Source organism: Oceanicaulis sp. (assembly GCF_965249665.1).
In the GTDB taxonomy this organism is placed as follows: domain Bacteria; phylum Pseudomonadota; class Alphaproteobacteria; order Caulobacterales; family Maricaulaceae; genus Oceanicaulis.
The window spans coordinates 1,847,242-1,871,207 of record NZ_OZ252247.1; the positions used below are offsets into that span (position 1 = coordinate 1,847,242).

Sequence of the window (23,966 nt, forward strand, 5' to 3'; positions counted from 1 at the left end):
GGCATTCGGCAGAGAGGGCGAGCCTGAGGGCCAGCCAGCAATTCCGCGCAAGGGCGGGGCGCCTACTTCATATAAGTGGGACTCCGCACTTGATGCACCAAGAGGGTGACGTTATGACGTAACGCAGTGAGATACTATAACATTACGGGGTCTTCATCATGTCCGCCTACACTCCCTATGCACGCCGTATCGGCGCCGCTGTCAGCTTGCTGGCGCTGGCTGCACCGCAGGCGTTTGCTCAGACTGACGATGAGGCGCAGGACGTCATCGTGGTTCTGTCCACCCCGATGCAATTGCAGAGCGACGAGATGGTGGGGTCTGTGGACCTGATTTCGGCGCAAGACATCGAACGCAATCTGAACGGCAATATCGCGGACACGCTGAGCCGCATGCCCGGTGTGAACAGCACGTATTTCGGCCCCGCTTCCGGGCGTCCGATCATTCGCGGCCTGGGGGCGGACCGGGTGCGCATGCTGGTGAACGGTTTGGCGACGCTCGACGCCTCCAGCTCCAGCCCGGACCACGCGGTGTCCGCTGAAGCGCTGGGCGCCCAGCAGATCGAAGTGCTGCGCGGCCCTGCGGCGATCGCTTATGGCGGCGGCGCGATCGGCGGCGTGGTGAATGTGCTGGATGGCCGGATCCCGACCCAGCGCAATGAAGACGTGATCGACGGTTTTGCCTATCTGGGCGCGACCAGCGTGGATGAGGGCGTCCAGGCGGCAGGGCGCGTCAAGGCCGACTTTGACGGCCTGATGGTTCAGATTGAAGGGCTGCGCCGCGAGGGGAGTGCTTTCGATATTCCCGGTTTCGCCGAGACCGAAGCTCTGCGTGAAGAACATCACGAAGACGAGGATCATGATCACGACGACGATCATGACGAGGATGAAGATCACCACGACGAACACGAGGGCGAGGAAGAGCCCGCCTTTGGGGAAGTTCCGGATTCAGACTTCACGTTCGAGACCTATTCCGGCGCTGTCTCCCTGGTTCGCGATTGGGGCTATATCGGTGTTTCAGTGAAAGAAACCGACGCTGAATACGGCCTGCCCGGGCACAGCCATGCCCATGAAGACGATCATGAAGACGAAGATCATGATGACGATCATGACGAGGACCATGACCATGAGCACGAGCATGAACACGGCGAAGACGCGCCGCGTCTGGTGCTCGAACAGACCCGCATTGATCTGCGTGGAGAGCTGAACCGGGACGGCTTGTTCAATCGCGTGCGCTGGAGCTTCGCCCATGCCGATTACATGCATGTGGAGTTGGAAGACGGCGAAGTCGGCACCCGATTTGAGAAAGACGGGTTTGAAGGCCGCATCGAGCTGGCGCACGACCATGGCGATAACCGCCAGGGCGCCTTGGGCGTGCAGGTTCTGACGCAGGATTTCTCGGCTCTGGGCGAGGAAGCCTATATCGAACCGGTGACCACCCAGGACTGGGGCGCGTTCATCACTGAGCGCTGGGATAATGGCTTGTGGGGCGTTGAGGCCGGCCTGCGCGCAGAAACGCGCGAGCTGAGCGGTCAGCGCGCGAACCGGTCCTTTGACACCTATTCAGGGTCGGGCTCGATCTTCTCACGTCCCACCGACGCCTGGTTCCTGGCCGCGACCCTGTCACGCACTGAGCGCGCGCCGACGGATGTAGAAGTGTTCGCGGATGGCCCCCACGTGGCGACCCGCGCCTATGAGCGCGGCGATCTCAATCTCGATACGGAAGTGGCCTGGTCCGGCGAAGTGACCGCGCGTTATGCGCAGGGCCGGATTTCCGCCGAAACCAATCTTTTCCTCGCCGACTATGACGGCTTTATCGGCCTGTTCCCGACGGGTGAGGAAGAAGACGGGTTTGACGTTTTTGAGTATCGCCAGGCGGATGCGCAGCTTTATGGCTTTGAAGCGCAAGTGAACGCAGACCTGGGCGAACTTCGCGGTTGGGCGATGTCGGGTGAGGCGAGCCTTGATTATGTCCGCGGCGAGCTTGATGACGGCGGAAATCTGCCGCGCATTCCGCCGCTCTCCTCAAATCTGGCTCTGATCGCCGAGCGAGGCGTTTGGTCGGTGCGGGGCGAGGCGCATCTGGTCGCGGAGCAGGATGAAACCACCAGTTTCGAAACCGAGACGGAGGGGTATGTGATGTACAACGCTGATCTCGAGGTCACTCCGTTCGCTGACCGTGACGTGCGTGTGGTTCTGGGCGTGCGCAACCTCACCGATGAAGAAGGTCGGGTGCACACATCCTTCCTCAAAGACATGGTCCCGCTGCCGGGGCGTTCCTTCCGGATCGCGATCCGCGCCGGCTTCTGATAGCGGGGACTCCCCTCCCTGCGGCAGGGCGCCGCGCGTCAGGCGGACGCGCGGCGCCTTGCCATATATCCTGCGCGCGAAACCGGGCGCAGAAAGTCCCCATCCAAACTATGGGAAAGGGGACGAACCCATGAAAAAGCTACTTCTTGCAGCCGCTGGCGTTGTCGCACTGACGGGCATGACCGCTCCGGCGGCCTTTGCTGAAAAAGGCGACTGGCAGTTCCGCCTGCGCGCCATCACGGTCCAGCCCGATGAAGGTGCGAACATTCAGACCATTGGTGGTGATGTGGACATCAACACCTCTGTGGTGCCGGAATTCGACATCAGCTACTTCCTCACCGACAACATCGCCGCCGAGCTGATCCTGGGCGTGACGCCGCATGATGTGACGGCTGTCAACACAGCGGTGGGCGATCTGGACCTGGGCGACGTCACCTTGCTGCCGCCGACCCTGACCCTGCAATATCACTTCAATCCTGAAGGTCAGGTCCGGCCCTATGTGGGTGCGGGCGTGAACTACACGATCTTCTTCAACGACGATCTGCCCTCAGGCACCATTCTTGACGGTATCGACTATGACCCGTCCTTCGGTCTCGCGCTGCAAGCTGGCGTTGATTACGCCCTCAATGAGCGCTGGTTCCTGAACTTCGACGTCAAGAAGGTTTGGATCAATACGGATGTGGAAGTTGACGCGACCACGGCGCTGAGCGCTGTCGTCAATGCAGACGTGGACATCGATCCGTGGATTGTCGGCGTCGGCTTCGGCTGGCGTTACTAGGTCCGCTTCCACAGCCAGGTATCGGACGGGCGTCCCGCTCTGCGGGGCGCCCGTCTTGCATTGGGACGAATGATCCTGGCGCGTGTGTCCCGTTATGTTGCCTCGAGGGCAGGTCTGCGCTAACGATCCATCAACGTTTCAAGAGGGGGAGCCCCATGGCTGACGCCGCCGCCACCAAGCCGACCTTGTCCGGGTCCTTGCCGCTTTATAAAAAACCTGAGCCACTGAACCCGCAAGAGCATCAGGGCAAAGGTCTGCGCTATAGCGACCGCCCGTTCGATTTCCTGAAAGACTCGCACTTTGTGCCGGTCACTCTAGGCGAGTTCGGCGCTGCGAGCGCCCGGTTCCCGATCATCTTCCTGGGTGAGAACAAAACCCCGGTCGCCGCCATGGGCCTGCAGGCCGGCGCCAACCTGTTCGTGGATCCGGCGACGGGTGAGTATGAGCGTTTCGCCTATCTGCCGGCTTTTGTGCGCCGCTACCCGTTTGTGGCCGCCAATCATGGCCCGGACAGCGATCGCTTCACCGTTTGCGTGGACACCGGTTCCCACCTGTTCTCGGACAATCCCGAACAGCCTTTCTTCAACGACAAGGGCGAGCCGACCGAGTTCACCAACCGCGCCATCGATTTTGTGCGCCGGTTTGAATCCGATGTGGCTCTGACCGAAGCGTTCGTGAAGCGCTTGAACGAGCTGGACCTGTTTGACCAGCAGCAGGCGACCTTCCAGCCGCGCAACGCCAATGGCGAGCCGCAAGGCGAACCGCAGGTCGTCGCCAGCTATTGGGGCATTTCCGGCGAGAAACTGCAGAAGCTTGAACCTAAGGTTCTGGCTGAGCTGCGCGACAACACCTATCTGGGCGCGATCTACGCGCACATGCTGTCCATGCCGCAGTGGGAAACGCTCATCGCACGCGCATCATCCCGCAATAACGGTGTTGGCGCTCCGCCGCCCCCCGCAGCGCCTGAAGCCTAAGCGCGTCAAAAGCGAACATGATGAAACCGGCCGGGGCGACGCTCCGGCCGGTTTTCTTTGCGCGCTCACGCCGGTGCATCACAACCCCGTCAGAGCGGTTTCGCCCGGCCGGTGGAAGCGGCTATATCAGGGCTGAGATGATCAGACCGCTGATCTGTGACGCGACCCAAGGAGTCCCCCAACGTGTTCCGACTGCTCGCAGTACTACTGATCCTGATGGCCGGAGCACCGGCGTTGGCGCAGTTTGGCTCTGGCGACCCCATGGTGGACGCACGCTTGGTCTCTGACCGACGCGCGGTCGAACCTGGCGAGACGTTTCATCTCGCCCTGCACCAGACGATCACGCCTGGCTGGCACACATATTGGCGCAATCCAGGCGATTCAGGCGAGCCGACCCGTCTTGAGCTGTCGCTGCCGGACGGCTGGCGCGCAGGCGAGATGATCTGGCCGGCGCCGAACAGCTATGATCTCGGTCCTTTGACCAATTATGGCTATTCCGCTGAAGTCACGCTGCCGGTTCCGGTGACCGTGCCCGGCAACGCCGCGCCGGGACCGCTGACGATCACTGCATTCGCCACCTGGCTCGTTTGTGAAGATATCTGCATCCCCGAAGAGGCCGATGTCGAAATCACGCTTGAGGTGGGCGGGTCCGCCTTAGATCCGGCGGGGGAGGCGCTGATCTCTCAGGCTCTTGCTCAGGCGCCAGTCCAAGATGACAACTTGCGCGCCGGGCTGGACGGTGACAGCACCGGGTTGGTGCTGACCTTGAGCGGGCCGCGTTTTGCGGATGCAGCGCTCTCGGACCTGACATTTTACCCCTATGTTTCCGGTGTGATCGATCACGCCGCCGATCAAGCCCTTGTGCATGAAGGCGAAGACCTGCGTCTGGATCTGACAGCTGGGTATCTGAGCCGTAATGGTGTCGATCAGGCGCGGTCCGGGGTGCTCGTTTATACGGCGCAGCGCGGTGATGAATGGACAGAAGAAGCGGTCATGATCACGGCGCGCAACGGATTGCGGGTGAATGATCTGAACGCCGTGCCTGCAGCTGTGCAGAGCCCGGCCTCTGACGCCAATGGGACGCTCGCGCCTGCGCCGCAATCGGTCAGCTTTCTGCAGGCTGCCGGTCTGGCGCTGCTGGGCGGTTTGATCCTCAATCTGATGCCGTGCGTCTTCCCGGTCCTGTCGATGAAAGCGCTCACGCTGGTTGAAAAGCGCGGGGCGGATAAACGCGAAGCACGGACGCTGGGCCTGATGTTCGCAGCCGGCGTGATCGGAACATTCCTGGTGCTGGGCGGATTGCTGTTGATCCTGCGCGTCGCAGGCTTGCCTGCGCTTTGGGGCATGCAGCTTCAGGCGCCGCTTGTCGTGGCGGGGCTCGCCACCTTGATGTTCCTGATCGGTCTGAACTTCATGGGGGCGTTTGAGATCGGAACCTCGCTTCAGTCTGTGGGGTCTGGCGTCAAGGATAGCGGACGCAAAGGCGCCTTCTTGACCGGTGTGCTTGCAGTCTTCGTCGCTGCGCCCTGTCTGGCGCCCTTCATGACGGGCGCGCTCGCCTTCGCCTTGACCCAGCCGGCGCTGGCGTCTTTGACAATTTTTGCCTTTCTGGGCGTTGGCCTCGCCTTGCCTTTCGTGCTGGTCAGCTTCAGCCCGGGGCTTCTGGGGTTGCTGCCAAAGCCGGGGCCCTGGATGACCCGGTTCCGGCAGATTCTGGCCTTTCCAATGTTCGCCACGGCGATCTGGCTGGTCTGGGTGCTGACCGCTCAGCTGGGCCCAAACGGCGCGCTTTGGCTCATGCTGACCTTGCTGGCGGCCAGCTTCACGGTTTGGGCGCTGGGATTGTCAGGACTGGCGGGTCGCGCGGCGGCGCTTGTGGGCGTCGTTCTGACGCTGGGCGCCTTGTCGGTGACCGCGCGGATGGAGCCGGTCAGCCAGACGGTGCAAGGGCAAAGCGAGTGGGCGGTCTGGAGCGAAAGCGCCGTGTTGGAGGCGCAAGCCGCCGGGCGTCCGGTGTTTGTGGATTTCACCGCCGCCTGGTGCGTAACCTGTCAGGTGAACAAGCTCGGCGCACTGTCTGAAGGGGCCGTGAAAGCGGCCTTCGCCGAGCATGATGTGGCGTTGTTCCGCGCTGATTTCACCAATCAGGATCCTGAGATCGCCGCCGCTTTGGCGCGTCACGGCTCAGCGGGCGTGCCGCTCTATCTGATGTATCCCGCCAATTCGGGCGCTCCTGACGTTTTGCCGCCGCTCTTGACCGGAGGGCTGGTGATCCAATCTGTAAACGAAGCCGTACAATAGGCCGCATATTAGGGGAGTTAACTAGATGGTAACCGTGTCTCGCCGTTCTCTGGGCCAGCTGATGAGCGTTTGCGCCGCCGCCGCCCTGACAATCACCGCTTTCACCCTCGAAGCGCGCGCCGATGTCGTCACCGGCGAAGCCGCACCCGTCTTCTCCGTGCAGACCGCAACGGGGGAGGCGCTGTCCCTGGAGAGCCTCTCGGGCCAGACAGTTGTTCTGGAATGGACCAATCATGGCTGCCCCTATGTGCAGCGTCATTACGGCTCCGAGCATATTCAAAACCTGCAAGCTTCTGCCGCCGCAGATGACGTGGTCTGGGTGCAGATCATTTCCTCCGCCCCGGGTGAACAGGGCTATGTGGAAGCTGAGGAAGCTCTGTCCTTGAATGCGGATCGCGGCGCCGCGCCCGCCCATGTGGTGCTTGATCCGTCTGGCGAGCTGGGCCGTCTTTATGATGCGCGCACCACGCCGCACATGTACGTCATCGACGGCGAGGGCGTCCTGCAATATGCCGGCGCGATCGACGATCAGCCTCGCCCGCGGGCGGATTCCCCAGAACCCACCGATTATGTGACGATGGCTCTGGCGGCGGTCAGCACTGGGCAAAGCCCTGATCCTGCCCAGACGCAGCCCTATGGCTGCAACGTCAAATACGCTTACTGATCGCTTGCCTCGACCGCACAGGAATAGCCGCTGAGCATCGCCGTCTGCGCCTCGGGCGTGGCGGCGATCTCGGCAGCCTGTGCGGTCAACCGCGCGATGCCCTGATAAACGCGGGCATGATCAGCGCGTGTCGCAGTCTGTGACAGCAAGTCTGCGCGATGCTGTGCATCCTCGCTCATACCGCGAAAAATGCAGCGCAGATCGGTTGGTCCGCCGCTGTCTTCGATAGCGCGAGACAGCTGATAGGATCTCAGGCTGAATTCGCTCAAGGCGGTGAGGAACGGGTCCTGAACAGGCAGGGCGTTCACGGGCGCCGCCGGGCTGCGCGCCATATCCTGTGCGCGGCGTTGCGCTTGCGCCTCGAGACTGCGCGACAGCGTCACCAGCGCGTGGGCGGCGTTCGGCGCAATGTGCGGCGCATTGGCGGCCTGTACAATGATCAGAAGCGTGTGAGCGAACATGGACGGCATCCGGTTTTGTGTGCTTAGAGCGCCGTGCAAACCCGGCGCCGCTTGATCCTTGCGTCCGGCAAGGCTACTTCGCAGGCCCTTCGATACTTTTAATCTGAGCGAGCATCCTCATGGCCAAGACCAAGGCGTTCCGTCCCAAAGCCCGTCGTCCCCGCGGTTTTGAGGACCGCGCCGCTCATGTGCTGCGCGCCGAACGCGCCCTCGTGAGCGCCGCCAGCGCAGTGTACGAGCAATGGGGATTTGAGCCGCTTGAGACCCCGGCGTTTGAATACGCCGATGCGCTGGGCAAATTCCTGCCCGATGAAGAGCGTCCCAATGAGGGCGTCTTCGCCATGCAGGATGATGATGAGCGATGGATGGCGCTGCGCTACGATCTGACCGCGCCGCTCGCCCGGTTCGCCGCCGAGAATTTCCAGGACCTCGCCAAGCCCTTCCGCCGCTATCAGTTCGGTGAAGTCTGGCGCAATGAGAAGCCCGGGCCGGGCCGTTTCCGCCAGTTCGTCCAGTGTGACGCCGACAGCGTGGGCGCGCCGGGACCGGCGGCCGATGCCGAGATGATCGCGCTCGCCAGCGAAGTCATGGGCTCTGCAGGCTTGTCCGGGGATGAGTTCGTGATCCGCGTCAATGACCGTCGTTTGCTCGACGGCGTGCTGGAGCGCCTGGGCGATGCGGCGAGCGAGAAGCGTCTGCGCGTCTTGCGCGCCATCGACAAGATGGACCGCCTTGGCCTTGAAGGCGTTGAGCTTCTGCTGGGCGAAGGCCGTAAGGATGACAGCGGCGATTTCACCGAAGGCGCGGGCCTGGATGCCGATCAGCGCCGCCATGTGCTGAGCTTCATTGAAGCCGGGCAGGTGGACGATACGCTCACAGGCGCGGCGCGCAATACAGAAGTCCTCAAACGCCTGACGGCGGCGCTGGGTGACACCGAAGCGGGCAAGCTGGCGGTCGCCGATCTAGAAACAATCACGGCTGTGCTGGACGCTCTGGGCAAGTCCGGGAACTGGACGCTCGATACGTCGGTCGTGCGCGGCTTGGGCTATTACACTGGGCCGGTGTTTGAAGCTGAGCTGCTGGCGGAGGCCAATTATGACGACGGCTCGCCGATCCGATTTGGCTCAGTGGGCGGCGGCGGACGCTATGACGATCTGGTCAGCCGGTTTACTGGGCAGGCCGTCCCGGCGACAGGTTTTTCCTTTGGCGTCAGCCGGTTTGCGGCGGCCCTGTCCGCGCTCAAGCGCCTGGATGCCGCCAAGGCCGACCCGCTGGTGATCATCGTGGCGGCGGAGAAAGACCGCATGGCGGATTATTTCGCCCTGGCGGCTGATCTGCGGGGCGCCGGTTTGCGGGCGGAAGCCTTTATAGGCGGCGGCAATATGGGCAAACAACTCAAATATGCCGATCGCCGGGATGCGGAGTTCGCCGTGATCATTGGCTCTGATGAACGCGAGGCGGGCGAGGCTCAGATCAAGGATCTCAAGCTTGGCGCGCGCCTGGCGGCCGAGATCACCGATAACAAGGCCTGGCGCGAAGATCAGCCCGCACAGTTCACAGTGTCACGCGATCAGATCGTGAGCGCTATAAAGGCGCGCCTGGCTGGCGGCTAATTGTGTCAAAATTGCAGCAGAGCGAAACATCGCCTGACTCTAGGGGCTTGACGTTCCTATGACGGTTAGGCCAACGTTTTATCAGACAGGGCCTGACCGTCTTGTCTCTTAAGTGGTGTCTCTGGGGAGGAGACGTCTCTTAATCGACCAACCAGAATCTTTAAGCCCGGCGTCTTTCGACGCCGGGCTTTTTTTGTTGAAAGCAAACTCAGTAGTTGGACCAGCGAGGGCGGCGAGGATTGTCGTCGGTGCTGTCCTCGGTTTCCGCCGATTGCGTTGGCGGCGCGTTGGTTTGTGTTGTGGCGCATGCAGTGAGCGTGAGTGCGAAGATGCTGACGCCCAATGCAGCCAAAAGTGTTTTCAAAGACATGCTCTTAATCTCCCAGATACGCTCCGCTTATGAGAGATGTCACAAGCGCCATGCGGAGCTGATGGTGCTGTGCGAGACTGTTACCGGCGTGGTGGAGACGGCGGTGTGGGAACATCGGGCGCACCTGCCAGTCCTTGCGCCTGTTCCGAATTGCGCCAGGCGTCCAGCCAGGTTTCTTTCTCGGCCCCGACAAGCTCGCGGCCATTGACCCAAACGCGCGTCTCGCCATCGCGTTCTATGATGCGCACCTGGCGGTCTTCATATGTGTGCTCATGACGCGATGCAGACTGATGGCGTTCATGTCGCCAGTCCGCGCGCTCGTCTCGCATCTCGGCCAAGCTGTCTTCAAGCTCTTCGCGGGCGTCACGCAGTTCTCTGCGATCCTCCGCGGTCAGGGGAACCCGGACGCCGTCCTCGGTCTTCCAGCCGCGCTCCAGCGTGCGATCAATCGCGCGCAGCCCGGCTTCCAGGCCGTGCTCGGCGGCGGCGAGACCCGCCTGAGCAATGGCTTCGGCGTCAATGGAAATGGACAAAGCGTGGCGTTCGGCGTGACGCGCCCGTTCTTCGGCGCGTCGGGCTGTGCGCTCGGCCCGCTGTTCAGCGCGTCTTATCATACGTTCGGCGTCACGCTCTGCGCGCTCTGCAGCCCGTTCGGCGTGGCGCTCCGCACGCATGGCCTGGCGTTCGGCGTCCTCGACGAGGACTTCGATCCGCGCCTGCATTTCGTCTTCGTCGAAGTTCAGGCGGTCGAGCTGAATGTGAAAGTCAGATCCTTCGGCGAAATGCTCCACCAGGGTCTCGGACAAAGCCTCCATTTCTTCTGTGAAGGCGTCGATTTCGTCTTCATCCCAGCGGTCGACATCAATGTCGAGGTCAAGGCTGATTGAGGTGTCGCCCGCACCATCCAGAGCCGTTTCAATCACCCGGACAGCGTGCGCGCCGTCACGAATGATGACGCGTTGGCCATTGACGACCAGCACATGGCCATGGCGCTCATCGGCCTCAGCATAACGTGTCTGTGCAGCGCCGGCCGATGCGCAGGCGACCAGAAGCGGCGCGGCGGCGACGGCTGCGGCGGTGGCGATCCAGTGTTTCATTAGGCGTCCTCCCTTTGCGTGAACTGTGGGTGAACGCCCCTTACGGCAGCACGTCTGCAGGCTTAAGTTTTCGTCATTCTTGTTTTCAGAGCCTCTGTCCCCGTCTGGACAGATGGCCGGCGGCGCTCTAGCAATCAGCTCGGACGATGAGGGAACTGAGGGGCGCCCATGATCATTTCACGACGCGGGCTGATGGCCAGCATGGCGGCGCTTTGCACAGCGCCGGCATTTGCAACGTCAGTTTCTCTGGACACGCTGGTCGGCAACTGCCTGATCTTGGGATTTCTGGGCGATCATGCGCAGGCCGAGGGTGCGGCGCAGCTTGAGAGCGACCTGGCCGCTGGCCGCGTCGGCGGCGTACTTTTCCTGCGCCACAATGCCCGCAGCCGCGACGGCGTGCTGGGGCTTTCAGAACGCTTCCAGTCTGCAGCGCCCAACCCCTGGCTGGCTATCGATCAGGAAGGCGGCTTCGTTCAGCGCCTCACGGACGAGATGGGCTTCACCGACATTCCCACCGCAGAGGCGTTGGCGGAGATGGGGCTCGACGCAGCCCGTCCGATCTTTGCACAGGCGGCGCGCGAGCTGGCGCAAAACGGGTTTTCCATGAACCTCGCCCCGGTCGCAGACCTGCGTCATGAGGGCAATCAGGTGATCGACCGCTGGGCGCGTGCTTTTGGCGATGATCCGGACACAGTCGCAGCCTATTGCGGCGCCTTTATTGACGCCATGGAGGCGGAGGGCGTGGCGTGCGCCATCAAGCATTTCCCCGGTCATGGACGCAGCCAGGGCGACAGCCATGACGGGTTCGTTGACATTTCAGAGACATGGGGCGAGGTGGAAGCCGCGCCCTTTGAGCGCCTCATTGAGCAGGACAAGGCCCATCTGATCATGGGCGGGCATCTGATCAATCGGAGGCTGGACCCGTCAGGACGCCCGGTGACTCTGTCTAGTCCTGTCCTTCAAGGGCTGTTGCGCGATCAGATGGGCTATCGCGGCGCAGTGATCACCGACGATCTCGATATGGGCGCAATCCGGAACCAGTATACGCGTGAGCAGGCGATCGTGGACTCGCTGGCGGCCGGCAATGATCTATTGCTGATCTCCAACTCGGCGGACGCTGATCCCGATCTGCCCCGGCGGGCCGTGGACTGGGTCGGGCAGGCGATTGAGGACGGACGCCTCAGCCTGGACCGTCTGATCGACGCTAACGCCCGGATCGCTGCGTTGAAGGCGCAAGTGGGGCGGAGTTAACTCCGCCTGCACTGCGTCGTTCTTTATCGGAAGCGATAGCTCATCCGCAGGCCCAGCTCGTCCAGGCCCTGATTGCGGCCGCTGGCGAGGATCTGTCCGTGGGAATGGTGTTCGTAAAACACGCCAAGCGACCATTGCTCGCTGAGTGCGTAATCGGCGGCGAAGCCGGTGCGGAACAGCCAGTCAGAGCCCAGAAGGGCGCGCGTGTCCTTGATGCGCTGGGCCTCCACCGGGCCGTCGCGGTCGGGATACACCTCCAACACGCCGTCATTATAACTGAGCCCGAATGAGGCCTCGAGGCTCAGCCGATCCGTGACGCCATAGTCCCAGGCGAGCCCGCCCGTCACCAGATTGGTATAGCCTTGAGTGCTGATACTGGCGGACAGGAAGGGCCGTGGCGACCAGATGCGTTCCAGAAAGTCAGGGCTCGCAAACATCAGATCACCCACGATTTGCGGGCCGTCTTCGGTGTGGTCGGTCAGATCGTGCGCCGCGACGCCCAGGCGAATTTCCTCAAGACCGAAACCGGAACTCTGTGCGCTGGCGGCGCCGGTGAGAGACACGGCGGCGAGCACGGCGGCGAAACGAAGCATCGTGTATTCCTTTAACTCAGAGAGTTCTGGAATAGCGTTCCGCTGAAATCTTGACCAGTGCGTTGACGAGGCTGTGAACCGATTGTCTGCGACCTGTTGGTTTCGCGCCGCTGTGTCAGACAGAGAAACCTGTTGTTAAGAGAAAAGTCTCTTATGAAAAGAATTCATAGATCAAAATTCGCGTTTCAGGCTAGTCTTCTTGCTGCGCAAGATTGCGCACTATGGAGGAGACGATCATGAACAAGATAAGTGTTACTGCACTGGCGTCATCGGCGCTTTTGGGACTGTCGCTCATGGCGACCGGTTCTGCGATGGCCGGCGACCCTGTGCAATGCCAGCAGCAAGCCGAAGAGGATTGCGCCCTCTTCGTGCCGCGCGGCAGCGCAAGCTGGGCCTATTGCGTGGAGCAACTCACTCAACTTTGCATCGAGTATCAATCGTCACCGAGCTTTGATGCGACAAAGGCGTTGCGCGACGGCTGCGAACTGCCGTGATGGCGCGGCGGGGGGGCGCGTAAAGCTGCGCCCTCCCGTCTATTGCAGAAGGCGGCGCACCAGTTGACCCGCCAGGTCCGGGCGGTCTGCGCTCAGATGGACGATGACGACAATGCCAGTGTTGAGCTCATACAGCGCCACGCTTGAATAACCGGCGATCGAGCCGCCATGCATGATGACGTCCAGTCCGCGCGGGTCTCGAATGCGCATCGGGCCTAGAGCGCGACTGCGACCGTCGCCGCGATCTATTTCTTCTCTCAGCATCAACCGACCCAGTTCTGACAGTTCACCTTCAGACGAGAACAGGCCGATCAGCGTGTCCGCCAGATCGCTTGCGCTGGTGAAGACGCCGCCATCGGGGCCATGGTTTTCTATCAGGGCGTAGACGTCGCGTTCCGGGTTGTCTGGTGCGCCATAGCCATGGATGAGGTCGCCGCCGTTCAGCGCCTCATTATAACTCGTCGCTTCAAGGTCCAGCGGAGCGATAATGCGCGCATGCATCAAGGCGCCAAAGCTTTCCCCGGACACGGCCTCTGCGATCAGCGCCAGATACTGATAGTTCGAGTTTGAATACCCATACCCTTCGCCGGGCGAGAACTCGGCGGGGCGGCCATGGATATAGCCCAGCGTGCGTTGCGGCGTGTTGCCCTGGACTGTATTGACGGTCTGAAACCAGACATCATCATAATAATCGGGAATGCCGCTGGTATGGGTGAGCAGCTGGCGCACCGTGGCGGTCTGCGCATTGGCGATCCCATCCACCCAATGGGGCGCAACGTGATCTGCCAGCCTGTCGTCCAACAAGACCAGCCCCTCCGCGATCAGGCTGTGAATGACGGCGGCTGTGTGGATCTTGCCGATGCTGGCGATCCGCAATTGCGCATGTTCAGGGATAGGGGCGCCGCTTTCCCGGTCCGTAACGCCGCGCGTGATAACCCTGCGGCCTTCAGGCCCTTCAATCAAAACTACAGCGCCCGCGATGTCGCCGTCTTCAAGGATAGCGTCGATTGCAGTTTCTATAGTGGGCGTGTCGGGGAGCCGAGCTTGAGCCGGACTCCAGACAAGCAGGAACAGGCCAAGAGCGAGCAGAGGGAGGCGGGACATGGGCGTCTCTTTTTCAAATGCGCTGACACGATAGCAAGGGGCTCTTGCTCAATCTCGCCGAATTCAGCACCTTTTACGCCGAGTTTCGAAGGTGGCGGATATGCTCGATGAAATGGACCGGACGATTCTGGGACTTGTCCAACGCGATAATCGGTTGTCCAATCAGGCGATTGCGCAGCAGGTGAATTTGTCTGAGACCGCTGTGCGGCGACGGTTGGCGCGCTTACGTGAGGAGCGTGTGATCGTCTCAGATGTCGCTGTGCTGGACCGCGCACGCCTGGGCCAGACCCTGATCGTGGCGGTGACGTTCAATGATGACGCACCGCAAACCTATGCGCAGTTTCGGTCTGTGATGACAGCAGATCCCCAGGTCACCGGGCTCTATTCTGTGGCGGGGGAGGTCGACTTCCTGCTCCACGTGCATGCGCCCAGTCTCGAGGCCTATGAAATCTGGGCCGAGGCGAGTTTGCTCAATGATCCGACCGTGAAGCGCTATGAGACCACCGTGGTGCTCAGCACCGTCAAATTCACCACCGAAGTTCCGGTCTAGGCCGTAAGAACGGCCTGTCGGACACGTTTTTACTCCCTGTCCTGACAGGGTTTGGCTAGCTTTAGCGCACGCGAACACTCTTCATCGGAGCCGCCATGAAACGCGACCGGATCGAAACTCTCAAACACAACGCCAAGCTTGATATCCGCTTGCCTGACCAGCTCAAGGACGAGTTCCTTGCGCGCTGCCGGGAGGAGGGCGTCTCCAGCGGGGCGGTGATCCGGTCGTTAATCATTGATTACGTAACGGCCCAGCCCCGGCGCGTGCCGGCCATGGCGGCTTGGCTAAAGGAGACGGTTATGAAACGCGCCAAGTGGATTGCAGGTGGGTTGGGCGGAAGCGTATTGGCGAGCCTCGCGACGATGAGCTTTGTCTTTGCGCCAACGGCGAGCGCCGAGGACTACGCGGTCAACTTTGATGTCCAGCTGATCGAACATGAAGCACATCAGACAAGTCGCAATCGAATGGGAACGACTGTTAAAGTAGATTCAGGTGAGCTGTTCCGCATTAACTTTCCTGATCCGGGCGGAGAGACGTCAGCGGCGTTTGCAATCGAAATGCGCGTTGATCCTTGCTCAGATGCAAGCTCCGAATGTCCTCAGAACGGTGTTGATATTCAGATGACCATCATCAGCTTGCACGATGAGACTGTTTTGTCCTCGCCCCGGTTTGTCGTCCTCACAGGACAACCTGCCAGTCTCACTCTCGACGGGGAGGAGGGGCCAGAGATCCATGTCGCGATACGGGCTGATACGCTCGACAGTTAAACAAAAGGGCGGCCTCTCGGTCGCCCTTCGTCATTTTAGGCGCTTCTTTTTGCCGGGCATGTGCGAGCCGAGCTGCGCGCGATCGCATGTATGGACACAAAATAATGTGTGTGCCGACACGGTTTCAGTAGCCTGAGGGTGAAATCTGACTGGAATGGCTCCCTGTGATGAAACAAGACCGGCCCCGCTCCCCCAAAAAGACCGCTGTGATTGATTTGCGGCTGTCTGACGAACTCAAAGACGCCTTTGTGGCCCAGTGTCATGAGGATAATGAGACCGTCAGTGGGGTCCTTCGCGGTTTCATCACCGCTCACTTAAGAGCGCGTGAAAAACAGAAAGCCGCTCAGCGGCTTCGAAGGAGACTACTCACCATGATTGAATCCCTGCGTATGATTGTGACTTCCAGCGCTACCGGCGGCGGCGCCGTTGCGGCGGCCCTTATTCTGACCCCGGTGGCGCTTGAGGTTCTGCCAGTCGCCCCCGCCGACCCGCTGATCGTGTCTGCTGAAGCGCCGTCTGAGGGCGCCACTGTGACTGTGTTCGAGGTTGATCCTGTTGCTCCGTCGACGGGGCCTGAAGTCTCGGAAATGGCTGAGGGTCAGGATGCCGGGCCGGTTTCTCTGGCGACCCAGGTAGCCGCGTCGCTCTAGGAGCGGTAGCGCCAAACAAAAAGGGCGGCCCGAGGGCCGCCCTTTCCGTTTGTTAGCCGTGAGTGGCTGGACTTAGAAGCCCATGCCGCCCATGCCGCCCATGTCGGGCGCGGCCGGAGCTGCGCCTTCTTTTTTGGGCTTTTCAGCGATCGCCGCTTCGGTGGTGATCAGCAGGGAGGCGACAGACGCTGCGTCCTGCAGGGCGATGCGGGACACTTTCACCGGATCGATGACGCCGGACTTCACCAGGTCTTCGTACTCGCCGGTCTGGGCGTTGTAGCCGAAGTTCACATCGTTGTTTTCCAGCACTTTGCCGACAACGATGGAGCCTTCGACGCCAGCGTTTTCAACGATCTGACGAATCGGAGACTGCAGAGCGCGCGCCACGATGGCGATGCCCTGGTTCTGGTCTTCGTTCTCGCCGGTCACGCCTTCAAGCGCCTTGGTGGCTTTCAGCAGCGCAATGCCGCCGCCCGGCACGATGCCTTCTTCCACTGCAGCGCGAGTGGCGTTCAGGGCGTCGTCGACGCGGTCCTTGCGCTCTTTCACTTCGATTTCCGAAGCGCCGCCGACTTTGATCACCGCCACGCCGCCGGCGAGTTTCGCCAGACGCTCTTGCAGCTTCTCTTTGTCGTAATCAGACGAGCTGTCCTCGACCTGACGGCGGATCTGGTTCACGCGACCTTCAATGGCCTCTTTCTCACCGGCGCCGTCCACGATGGTGGTGTCGTCTTTGGTGATGTTGACCTTCTTGGCGGTGCCCAGCATGTCGAGCGTGACGTTCTCAAGCTTGATGCCCAGGTCTTCAGAGACGACCTGACCACCGGTGAGAACGGCGATGTCTTCGAGCATGGCCTTGCGGCGATCACCGAAGCCCGGCGCTTTGACGGCTGCGATCTTCAGGCCGCCGCGCAGCTTGTTGACCACCAGGGTCGCCAGCGCTTCGCCTTCAACGTCTTCTGCAATGATCAGCAGCGGACGGTTGGACTGAACCACAGCTTCCAGAACCGGCAGCATGGCCTGCAGCGAGGAGAGTTTCTTCTCGAACAGCAGGATGTACGGGTCTTCGAGATCCGCGATCATCTTTTCAGAGTCGGTGATGAAGTACGGCGACAGGTAGCCGCGGTCGAACTGCATGCCTTCCACGACGTCGAGTTCGGTGGCCAGAGACTTGGCTTCCTCGACGGTGATCACGCCTTCATTGCCGACTTTCTCCATGGCGTTGGCGATCATGTCGCCAATCTCTTTTTCGCCGTTCGCGGAGATGGTGCCGACCTGAGCGACTTCAGAGGAGCCCTTGATCGGGGTCGCAGAAGATTTCAGGTGCTCGATGACCAGAGACACGGCCTTGTCGATGCCGCGCTTGAGGTCCATCGGGTTCATGCCGGCGGCGACCGACTTCATGCCTTCGCGCACGATCGATTGCGCCAGAACGGTCGCGGTGGTGGTGCCGTCGCCGGCTTCGTCATTGGTGCGCGAAGCGACTTCACGGACCATCTGGGCGCCCATGTTCTCGAACTTGTCTTCCAGTTCGATTTCCTTCGCCACGGACACGCCGTCCTTGGTGGTGCGCGGAGCGCCGAAGGATTTTTCGATCACCACATTGCGGCCTTTCGGGCCCAGGGTGACTTTCACGGCGTCGGCGAGGGTGTCCACGCCTTTGAGCATTTTTTCGCGGGCGGAAGCGCCGAACTTAACGTCTTTGGCAGCCATTGTTCGTCCCTATCATTCTTGAAAGTTTGGTTCGGAAAAGCGGCGAGACGGCGATTAGCCGACCACGCCCAGAATGTCGGACTCTTTCATGATCAGCAGATCCTGACCTTCCAGAGTGATCTCGGTGCCGGACCATTTGCCGAACAGCACGCGGTCGCCGACCTTGACGTCCATGGCGATCAGAGCGCCCTTGTCGTCACGGGCGCCCGGGCCCACAGCCACGACTTCAGCTTCTTGCGGCTTTTCCTTGGCGGTGTCGGGGATGATGATGCCGCCAGCGGTCTTGGATTCTTCCTCGACGCGCTTGACAACAACGCGGTCCTGCAGAGGACGAAATTTCATTGCCGGTACTCCGTTTTTGAGCGTCAGCTCACTGAAGATCTGGGTTAGCTCAGCCGCCCTGTTGCGCGTTAGCACTCTCATGGGGTGGCTGCTAGCAGGGCGGAGGTAAGAGGCGCACACGAAACCGTCAAGAGCGTCGAGCGACATTTTTACGCCTGAATTTTCGCATGATTGTCCGGCGGTTCAGCCTGCGTTCATGCGCCCGTCGCGCAGATGGATTATGATGGGGCTATCTAGACGGGGAACTTCTAGGCTAGTTCTGCGTTTTCAGGGGACGTTTACGGGAGAGAGTATGATGTTTCGTTCAATAATCGCCGCTGTCATGGCGCTTGGCCTTGCGGCTGCCTGCACCACCACCGACCAGTATGGCAATGTGACTCGCAACAATACCGGCACCGGCATTCTGGCCGGCGCAGCGGCTGGCGCTCTGCTAGGCACGCTGGCGGGCGGTGATGATCGCCGCAATGCGCTGATCGGCGCCGGCGTCGGCGCCCTAGCAGGCGGCGGCATCGGCAATTACATGGATCGCCAGGAAAACGCGTTCCGTGAGCGTCTGCGCGGCTCGGGCGTGACCGTGCGCCGTGTGGGCAATGACCTGTATCTCGTGATGCCGGGGGATGTGACCTTCGCCACCAATTCCGCCCAGATCAGCGGCCGTTTTGGTCCGGTGCTCAATGATGTGGCGGACGTGCTGATGACTTATCCGGCCACTTATGTGGACGTGATCGGCCATGCCGACAGCGTCGGCGACGCCGGCTATAATCAGGCTCTGTCCGAGCGCCGCGCCAGCTCTGTGGCGTCTGAACTGATCGCACGCGGCGTCATGCGCGATCGCCTTTATGTGGCGGGCATGGGCGAAAGCCAGCCGATCGCCTCCAATGAAACGGATTCGGGGCGCGCTGCGAACCGCCGGGTGGAAATCAAGATCGCCCCGCACACCTCGTAATCTGCGAGGCGGGAGACCGCGATTAACGACAAGGCGCGCTCGCATCCGCGGGCGCGCCTTTGTTTTTTCCGTTTGTCCACGCCTCACAGCGTTAACGTTCTGACAAGTCCGGTTAACGCACTTTATGATCGCCGAAATGAGTGTGATTCGTTGGACTTGGTTCGTTTGGCGCCAAGCAGCGACATTCAGGAGCGAGAATGCCGCGCGCAAGCGACATATTGGTGATCCTAACCTATGCGATGGTCGCCGTCGTCGCGGCGCTGGCGTTTGACCGTTTTGGTCTGATGTCCGCTGAGCTCGCCTGGATGATGGGCGCGCTGGTTTTTCTGATCGGCGGTCAGGTGCACGCCTCTGTCGCGCGCGCTGAAGAGCGCAAGCTCTTTGAAGACGAAATCCATCTTCTCAAAGCCGCGAACATGTCCATGCTCGATGAGCTCAGCAGCGCTCAGGAGCGGATTGAGGCGTTGGCGGAGACCACGCTTCCCGCCTCGCCAAGGTCGACCGAGACTCGCAGCGCTCAGGGTCAGGAGCCCGCGCTTGAATTGAACCAGCCGATCCAGACCGCAGCCGATCCGCAAAACGCGGATGAGCGACTGGTTGCTGAAATTCTGGCGCGACTGGAAGGCGGCGGCCAGATCGCGCCTGTCGCCGCCCAAGCGCCGAATGCCGTGGATCTGGTGCGCCGGGCGCTCGATGATAATCGCGTCGATCTGTATCTTCAGCCCGTGGTCGGCCTGCCGCAGCGCCGGACGTATTTCTATGAGGGTTACACGCGGATCCGCGACGAAAACGGGCAGGTGCTGGGACCGGGCGAGTTCCTGGCTGCCGCCGAAGAAGCGGGCCTGATCACCGATGTGGACAATCTTCTGTTGCTGCGCTGCGTGCAGATCGTGCGCCGTCTGACCAAATCTGATCGCCGGGTGGGCGTATTCTGCAATGTCTCCCTGCGTTCGCTCGCTGATGAAGATTTCTTCCCGGCTTTCCTCGATTTCCTGCGCCGCAATTCCGATCTGGCGGGCGCCTTGATCTTTGAATTGCCGCGCGCCCAGTTTGAGAACCGCTCTGCGACCGCTGCACGCAACATGGCGCGGTTGGCTGATTTCGGCTTTCGCTTCTCCATCGACCAGGTCAACGACCTCAATATCGATCTGGCCGAGCTGCAGCGCGCGGGTGTGCGCTTCATCAAGGTGGCGGGCGACCGTCTGATCGCCGCGGCCCATGGCGCCGAGCCCATTGCCGGCCGCGAGCCCGGCGCCTTGCGTCCCGAGGACGTGGCGGGTCTGTTTGCGCGCTATGGCGTCGATCTGGTGGCTGAGAAGATCGAGTCCGAAGGCACGGTGGTCGAAGTGCTCGATCTCGACGTCGCCTACGCCCAGGGCCATCTGTTCGGCGCCCCGCGTCCGGTGCGCGACGAAGTGCTCAACGAAGCGGACAACAAGCTGCGCCGCGCTGCGGGGTAAGGTCAGAGCCTTCGCACATTGACGCCATGGCATGGCTGGCCTAGCTCAGCGCCATGACTGATTTTCCCCGCCTCTCCGATCTCGCCGCCGATTACGACGCTATCTTGTGTGACGTCTGGGGCGTCATCCGCGACGGCTCGGACCTTCTGCCCGAAGCCCTCGACGCCTTGCGCCGCTATCGCGCTCAGGGCGGCACGGTGGTGCTGGTGTCAAATTCGCCGCGCCGGGCGTCTTCGCTTGAGACTTTCCTCAGACAGATGGGGTCGGGCGAGGATGTCTGGGACAGCGCGGTCAGCTCGGGCGAGGCGACCCATGCCTTGCTTGAAGCCCGCGCGCCGGGGCCCGCCTTCAAGCTGGGGCCGAACTGGGATGATGCGCTCTATGAGGGGACGGGTCTGGAGTTCGCCAAGCTCGAAGACGCCGCCTTTATCTCCTGTACCGGCTTGTTCGACTGGGAAAACGAGACCCCGGACGACTACACGGATCTTCTGACCGAAGCCAAGCTGCGCCGCCTCGACCTGATTTGCGCCAATCCCGATATCGTCGTGCAATTCGGCGACGGCTTGCGCTATTGCGCGGGCGCTCTGGCGCAGAAATATGAAGAGATGGGCGGGACGGCCGTCATGGCCGGAAAGCCGCACCCGCCGATTTATGATCTGGCGTATCGCGAGATCGAACGCTTGCGCGGCGAGCGTCTGGACAAGACCCGGATTCTCGCCATCGGCGACGGACCGCACACCGATATTCAGGGCGCTCAGTCTGAAGGCGTGGATGCGCTCTTTATCGCTGACGGCATTCTGGGGCAGGCCTTCGAAGCGGGCTTTGACACCCAAAAAGCGGCCGCCCTCCTTGAGGAGGACGGCCTTGTCGCGCGCTATTGTGCGCCGAAGCTCATCTGGTGATCAGCCTTCGATCTCCCACATTCCGTTGACGGTGATCGAGACCACCAGCTCGCCGCCTGAGACCGGCGTGGCTGCATCTTCCATCGCCATGGCGCGCGAGAACATCACCGGCTGGGGGGCATAGCCGCCGCTTTCAGAGAAATTCAGCAAACGCTCCACGGTAAAGCCGCCCGCCTCGGCGTAGAGGTCGCGGGTTGCGTAAAGCTCGGCCACGGCGCGGCGGCGCGCTTCAGCTTCCGCGGCGTCCGCTTCAGAGCTTGAAAACGTCACGCCGTTCAGCGAATTGGCGCCCGACTCGAACAAGGCGTCGATGGCCGGACCGACGCTCTCCATGCCCCGCACCAGGGCGGTGACGGTGTTGCGCGCGCTGTATCCTGTGATCTGTCGGGCGCCGCCGTCGCGGCTGGACGGTTGGGAATAGACCGGGCTGACATTGAGCTGGCTGGTCTGGATGTCGCGCGCGTCGACGCCGGCCTCCTCCAGCGCGCTGAATACGCGCTGCATGCGTTGGGAATTGGCGCGCAGGGCTTCTGCGGCCGTCCGCGCCTCGGTGACGACGCCGGCGGAGACCTGCGCCTGGTCCGGGGTGATGCGCACCTCGCCAGTGGCGGACAGGCTCAGCTGTGCGGTCTGTTCTTGTGCAGGCGCGGTTTGGGCGACCGCCGCAGCGGGCAGGGCGGTGGTGGTCAAAAGGGCGGCGGCCAGAAATACGGTGCGGATCATAGAGGCTCTCCCAGTCTGTTGTGCGTTTAGTATACGGGCTTTGAGGTCTGTCTCATGTCGGAAACGCGACTCTTTGATGGCCGTTCCCTGAACGCCTGTTCAGCTGCGTCTCGCCGCCAAGACGACTTTGCCAAGACCGCCTCACGCGTTATCAATCAGAAACGCTGACATCCTCAGCGGGCCTGTAGCTCAATTGGTTAGAGCCGGCGGCTCATAACCGCTTGGTTGGGGGTTCGAGTCCCTCCGGGCCCACCATTTTCTCAGACGCCAGCAGACACTAGAGGCAGAGGCATCCGGCCATTAGGACTCACTCTCCTGACTGGATCAGCGTCAGCTCGGTCTGGCGGCCGTCGAGGAAGCGGACGGTTTGGCCGTCAAAGAAGGCGTCTTCCTCGGTGCGGAAATCCACCCTTTGGCCGCCCCATTCGGGCACGGCGCTGTAGGAGGTCAGCTCGATGGCCCAGGCGGTGTTCGGGTTGATGGCTCCGGCGCCGCGCGGGTCGGGGTTTTGATTGTCCCAGAAGCCGATGGCCGGGCCGGCGCCATGGCCATGCGTGCCGATGGGATGGGTGTAGATGGACGGGTCCAGCCCTTCGGCGATGGCCTGGGCGCGCGCCGCCGCCAGCACTTCATTGCCGCTCAGCCCGGTTTCGAAATGGGAGATCAGGATGTCCTGCACCCGGTTGCTGGCGGCGAGGCCTTGCCGGAGCCCTTCGGGCGCCGCGGTCTCGCCGGGCTTGAGCACATAGGCGAGATGCTGGGTGTCGGTGCTGAGCCGCAAATAGGTAATGCCAAAATCGGTCCACACCAGATCGCCCGGTTCGATCACCGTGTCGCCACGCAGCATGGCGTCGGCGCCTTCGCGCTGGATGCCGATGGAGGGGTGGAACCAGGGCGTCAGCCCCAGCCGGGACAATTCCTCGCGATACCACCAGACCACGTCGTCAGCCGTGGTTACGCCCGGTGTGATCACGGCGTTCGACAGGGCGCGACCGATCAGGGCGTGGGCGATGCGCACCACGCCGGGATAGATCTCCACCTCTGACGGGGTGCGGGTTTCCAGCCAGCGGATGGCGAGGGTTTCGCCCGAAACGATGCGGGCGTGATACTCGGCGGGCAGGGCGTTCATCAAAAGCCGGTGCTGGCTCAGCGTCATGCCGTCGCCAAAGGCGGTCAGATCGGAAACGTTGATGGCGATAGTGGCCGGGTCGCGCGCGGTGATGATGTCGGCCACGGCCTGCCATTGATCGGGCTCGGCTTCAGGATCCCAAGAGGGCTCGAACAGGCCCGCCAGACCATAGCGGCTGACGGTCAGCCGCTCGATGGGCTGACCCTCGCCGGGATCAAAGAAGATCAGGATGGTGCGCCGGCGCGCCGCCATGCTGCGCGCATCCAGCATGCTCTCGACTACGGGCTCCTCGAAATATTCCCGCGCCATCAAAACCCACAGGGACACGCCCTCTTCGCGCATGATCTGCGGGATGATCGTGTCCAACCGTTCTTCCAGAATGCGGTCGATCACGGCGGCCCGGTCGCGCAGCGGCAGAAGGGGCGGCAGCTCGGGTTGGACTGGCGCGGTGTCACGCATGGGATAAACGGGCGGAGACAGTGTTTGCGCCAGTGCGGGCGCACCCGAAAGCAGGACCAGCGTCGCGGTCAGAGCAAGGGCGAGGGACGTTTTCAGATAGCTCATGATTGCTCTTTCAGTTGTCGCGGCGGTCCTGACAGACAACGCCATTGTGTTCAGCCCGGCATGGGCGTCGCGGTTTGGCGAGGCATGCATAATCGCGGTGCAGGGGAAGGAATGTCCAGAGACTTGCGCCTTGCGTCGAGGGCGAGTTTGAGCGGCACTGGCCAACTGCCGAGGTATGGCGGCGACAGGCCGCGTTGTTCGCCAGGCTTTGAAG

General features: G+C 61.8%; 23 protein-coding genes and 1 tRNA gene. 15 read left to right on the forward strand and 9 right to left on the reverse strand.

What is annotated here, in order from left to right:
* Positions 1-158 precede the first annotated feature (158 nt).
* The 5 genes from ACP154_RS08895 to ACP154_RS08915 all read left to right on the forward strand — a co-directional run bounded on the left by ACP154_RS08895 (position 159) and on the right by ACP154_RS08915 (position 7,023).
* Entirely contained in the window at positions 159-2,306 is a 2,148-nt protein-coding gene (locus ACP154_RS08895; protein WP_421859808.1) for a TonB-dependent receptor, read from the forward strand.
* A gap of 130 nt (positions 2,307-2,436) precedes the next feature.
* A complete protein-coding gene (locus ACP154_RS08900; RefSeq protein WP_107712646.1) occupies positions 2,437-3,084 on the forward strand; it encodes an OmpW/AlkL family protein in 648 nt (215 codons plus the stop codon).
* A 155-nt stretch (positions 3,085-3,239) separates the two neighbouring features.
* Positions 3,240-4,058, forward strand: a complete 819-nt coding sequence (locus ACP154_RS08905) for a SapC family protein (protein WP_421859806.1) — start codon at positions 3,240-3,242, stop codon at positions 4,056-4,058.
* Between the two features lie 183 nt (positions 4,059-4,241).
* Entirely contained in the window at positions 4,242-6,359 is a 2,118-nt protein-coding gene (locus tag ACP154_RS08910; protein WP_421859804.1) for a protein-disulfide reductase DsbD family protein, read from the forward strand.
* A 25-nt stretch (positions 6,360-6,384) separates the two neighbouring features.
* A complete protein-coding gene (locus tag ACP154_RS08915) occupies positions 6,385-7,023 on the forward strand; it encodes a redoxin domain-containing protein (RefSeq protein ID WP_421859802.1) in 639 nt (212 codons plus the stop codon).
* Here ACP154_RS08915 and ACP154_RS08920 read toward each other — a convergent pair.
* Positions 7,017-7,484 (reverse strand): hypothetical protein, encoded by a 468-nt coding sequence (locus ACP154_RS08920; RefSeq protein WP_421859800.1) that lies wholly within the window; start codon positions 7,482-7,484, stop codon positions 7,017-7,019. The two genes, ACP154_RS08915 and ACP154_RS08920, sit on opposite strands and share 7 nt — an antisense overlap.
* Positions 7,485-7,603: 119 nt before the next feature.
* On the opposite strand from ACP154_RS08920, the gene hisS reads away from it, so the two are divergent.
* Positions 7,604-9,097, forward strand: a complete 1,494-nt coding sequence (gene hisS / locus ACP154_RS08925; RefSeq protein WP_421859798.1) for a histidine--tRNA ligase — start codon at positions 7,604-7,606, stop codon at positions 9,095-9,097.
* Positions 9,098-9,305: 208 nt separating this feature from the next.
* Here hisS and ACP154_RS08930 read toward each other — a convergent pair whose 3' ends face one another.
* Together ACP154_RS08930 and ACP154_RS08935 are read right to left on the reverse strand one after the other, a co-directional pair.
* A complete protein-coding gene (locus ACP154_RS08930; RefSeq protein ID WP_421859796.1) occupies positions 9,306-9,467 on the reverse strand; it encodes a hypothetical protein in 162 nt (53 codons plus the stop codon).
* Between the two features lie 80 nt (positions 9,468-9,547).
* Positions 9,548-10,564, reverse strand: a complete 1,017-nt coding sequence (locus tag ACP154_RS08935; RefSeq protein WP_421859794.1) for a hypothetical protein — start codon at positions 10,562-10,564, stop codon at positions 9,548-9,550.
* 168 nt (positions 10,565-10,732) lie between these two features.
* Here ACP154_RS08935 and ACP154_RS08940 point away from each other — a divergent pair, with 168 nt between their 5' ends.
* Entirely contained in the window at positions 10,733-11,815 is a 1,083-nt protein-coding gene (locus tag ACP154_RS08940) for a glycoside hydrolase family 3 N-terminal domain-containing protein (protein ID WP_421859792.1), read from the forward strand.
* A gap of 23 nt (positions 11,816-11,838) precedes the next feature.
* Here the strand turns inward: ACP154_RS08940 and ACP154_RS08945 are convergent, their stop codons facing one another.
* The gene (locus ACP154_RS08945) at positions 11,839-12,408 is read right to left on the reverse strand and encodes an acyloxyacyl hydrolase (RefSeq protein ID WP_421859791.1); all 570 of its coding nucleotides are present in this window, start codon (positions 12,406-12,408) and stop codon (positions 11,839-11,841) included.
* A gap of 236 nt (positions 12,409-12,644) precedes the next feature.
* Here ACP154_RS08945 and ACP154_RS08950 point away from each other — a divergent pair, with 236 nt between their 5' ends.
* The gene (locus ACP154_RS08950; protein WP_133725001.1) at positions 12,645-12,902 is read left to right on the forward strand and encodes a hypothetical protein; all 258 of its coding nucleotides are present in this window, start codon (positions 12,645-12,647) and stop codon (positions 12,900-12,902) included.
* Positions 12,903-12,941: 39 nt separating this feature from the next.
* Here ACP154_RS08950 and ACP154_RS08955 read toward each other — a convergent pair whose 3' ends face one another.
* The gene (locus ACP154_RS08955; RefSeq protein WP_421859789.1) at positions 12,942-14,006 is read right to left on the reverse strand and encodes a serine hydrolase domain-containing protein; all 1,065 of its coding nucleotides are present in this window, start codon (positions 14,004-14,006) and stop codon (positions 12,942-12,944) included.
* Between the two features lie 100 nt (positions 14,007-14,106).
* On the opposite strand from ACP154_RS08955, the gene ACP154_RS08960 reads away from it, so the two are divergent.
* The 3 genes from ACP154_RS08960 to ACP154_RS08970 all read left to right on the forward strand — a co-directional run bounded on the left by ACP154_RS08960 (position 14,107) and on the right by ACP154_RS08970 (position 15,973).
* Positions 14,107-14,556 carry an Lrp/AsnC family transcriptional regulator gene (locus tag ACP154_RS08960; RefSeq protein ID WP_107712655.1) on the forward strand — a complete coding sequence of 150 codons (450 nt, stop codon included), beginning with the start codon at positions 14,107-14,109 and terminating at the stop codon, positions 14,554-14,556.
* A gap of 95 nt (positions 14,557-14,651) precedes the next feature.
* A complete protein-coding gene (locus tag ACP154_RS08965; protein ID WP_421859787.1) occupies positions 14,652-15,323 on the forward strand; it encodes a hypothetical protein in 672 nt (223 codons plus the stop codon).
* A 371-nt stretch (positions 15,324-15,694) separates the two neighbouring features.
* The gene (locus ACP154_RS08970) at positions 15,695-15,973 is read left to right on the forward strand and encodes a hypothetical protein (RefSeq protein WP_146160072.1); all 279 of its coding nucleotides are present in this window, start codon (positions 15,695-15,697) and stop codon (positions 15,971-15,973) included.
* Between the two features lie 72 nt (positions 15,974-16,045).
* Here ACP154_RS08970 and groL read toward each other — a convergent pair whose 3' ends face one another.
* Both groL and groES read right to left on the reverse strand, forming a co-directional pair.
* Positions 16,046-17,686 carry a chaperonin GroEL gene (gene groL, locus ACP154_RS08975; protein ID WP_107712657.1) on the reverse strand — a complete coding sequence of 547 codons (1,641 nt, stop codon included), beginning with the start codon at positions 17,684-17,686 and terminating at the stop codon, positions 16,046-16,048.
* Between the two features lie 54 nt (positions 17,687-17,740).
* A complete protein-coding gene (gene groES, locus ACP154_RS08980; protein ID WP_022700132.1) occupies positions 17,741-18,028 on the reverse strand; it encodes a co-chaperone GroES in 288 nt (95 codons plus the stop codon).
* 292 nt (positions 18,029-18,320) lie between these two features.
* Here groES and ACP154_RS08985 point away from each other — a divergent pair, with 292 nt between their 5' ends.
* The 3 genes from ACP154_RS08985 (at position 18,321) to ACP154_RS08995 (ending at position 21,336) form a co-directional block, all read left to right on the forward strand.
* The gene (locus ACP154_RS08985; protein ID WP_107712658.1) at positions 18,321-18,974 is read left to right on the forward strand and encodes an OmpA family protein; all 654 of its coding nucleotides are present in this window, start codon (positions 18,321-18,323) and stop codon (positions 18,972-18,974) included.
* Between the two features lie 197 nt (positions 18,975-19,171).
* Positions 19,172-20,434, forward strand: a complete 1,263-nt coding sequence (locus tag ACP154_RS08990; protein WP_421859786.1) for an EAL domain-containing protein — start codon at positions 19,172-19,174, stop codon at positions 20,432-20,434.
* Positions 20,435-20,487: 53 nt separating this feature from the next.
* Positions 20,488-21,336, forward strand: a complete 849-nt coding sequence (locus ACP154_RS08995) for a TIGR01459 family HAD-type hydrolase (RefSeq protein WP_421859784.1) — start codon at positions 20,488-20,490, stop codon at positions 21,334-21,336.
* Here ACP154_RS08995 and ACP154_RS09000 read toward each other — a convergent pair whose 3' ends face one another.
* Positions 21,337-22,059: an SIMPL domain-containing protein gene (locus tag ACP154_RS09000; RefSeq protein WP_421859782.1), complete on the reverse strand. Its 723-nt coding sequence runs from the start codon at positions 22,057-22,059 to the stop codon at positions 21,337-21,339. It lies immediately after the preceding gene.
* 178 nt (positions 22,060-22,237) lie between these two features.
* On the opposite strand from ACP154_RS09000, the gene ACP154_RS09005 reads away from it, so the two are divergent.
* Positions 22,238-22,314 (forward strand) — tRNA-Ile (locus ACP154_RS09005).
* 52 nt (positions 22,315-22,366) lie between these two features.
* On the opposite strand, the gene ACP154_RS09010 is transcribed toward ACP154_RS09005, so the two are convergent.
* Positions 22,367-23,752, reverse strand: coding sequence for a M24 family metallopeptidase (locus ACP154_RS09010; protein ID WP_421859781.1), 1,386 nt, complete (start codon positions 23,750-23,752; stop codon positions 22,367-22,369).
* Positions 23,753-23,966 lie beyond the last annotated feature (214 nt).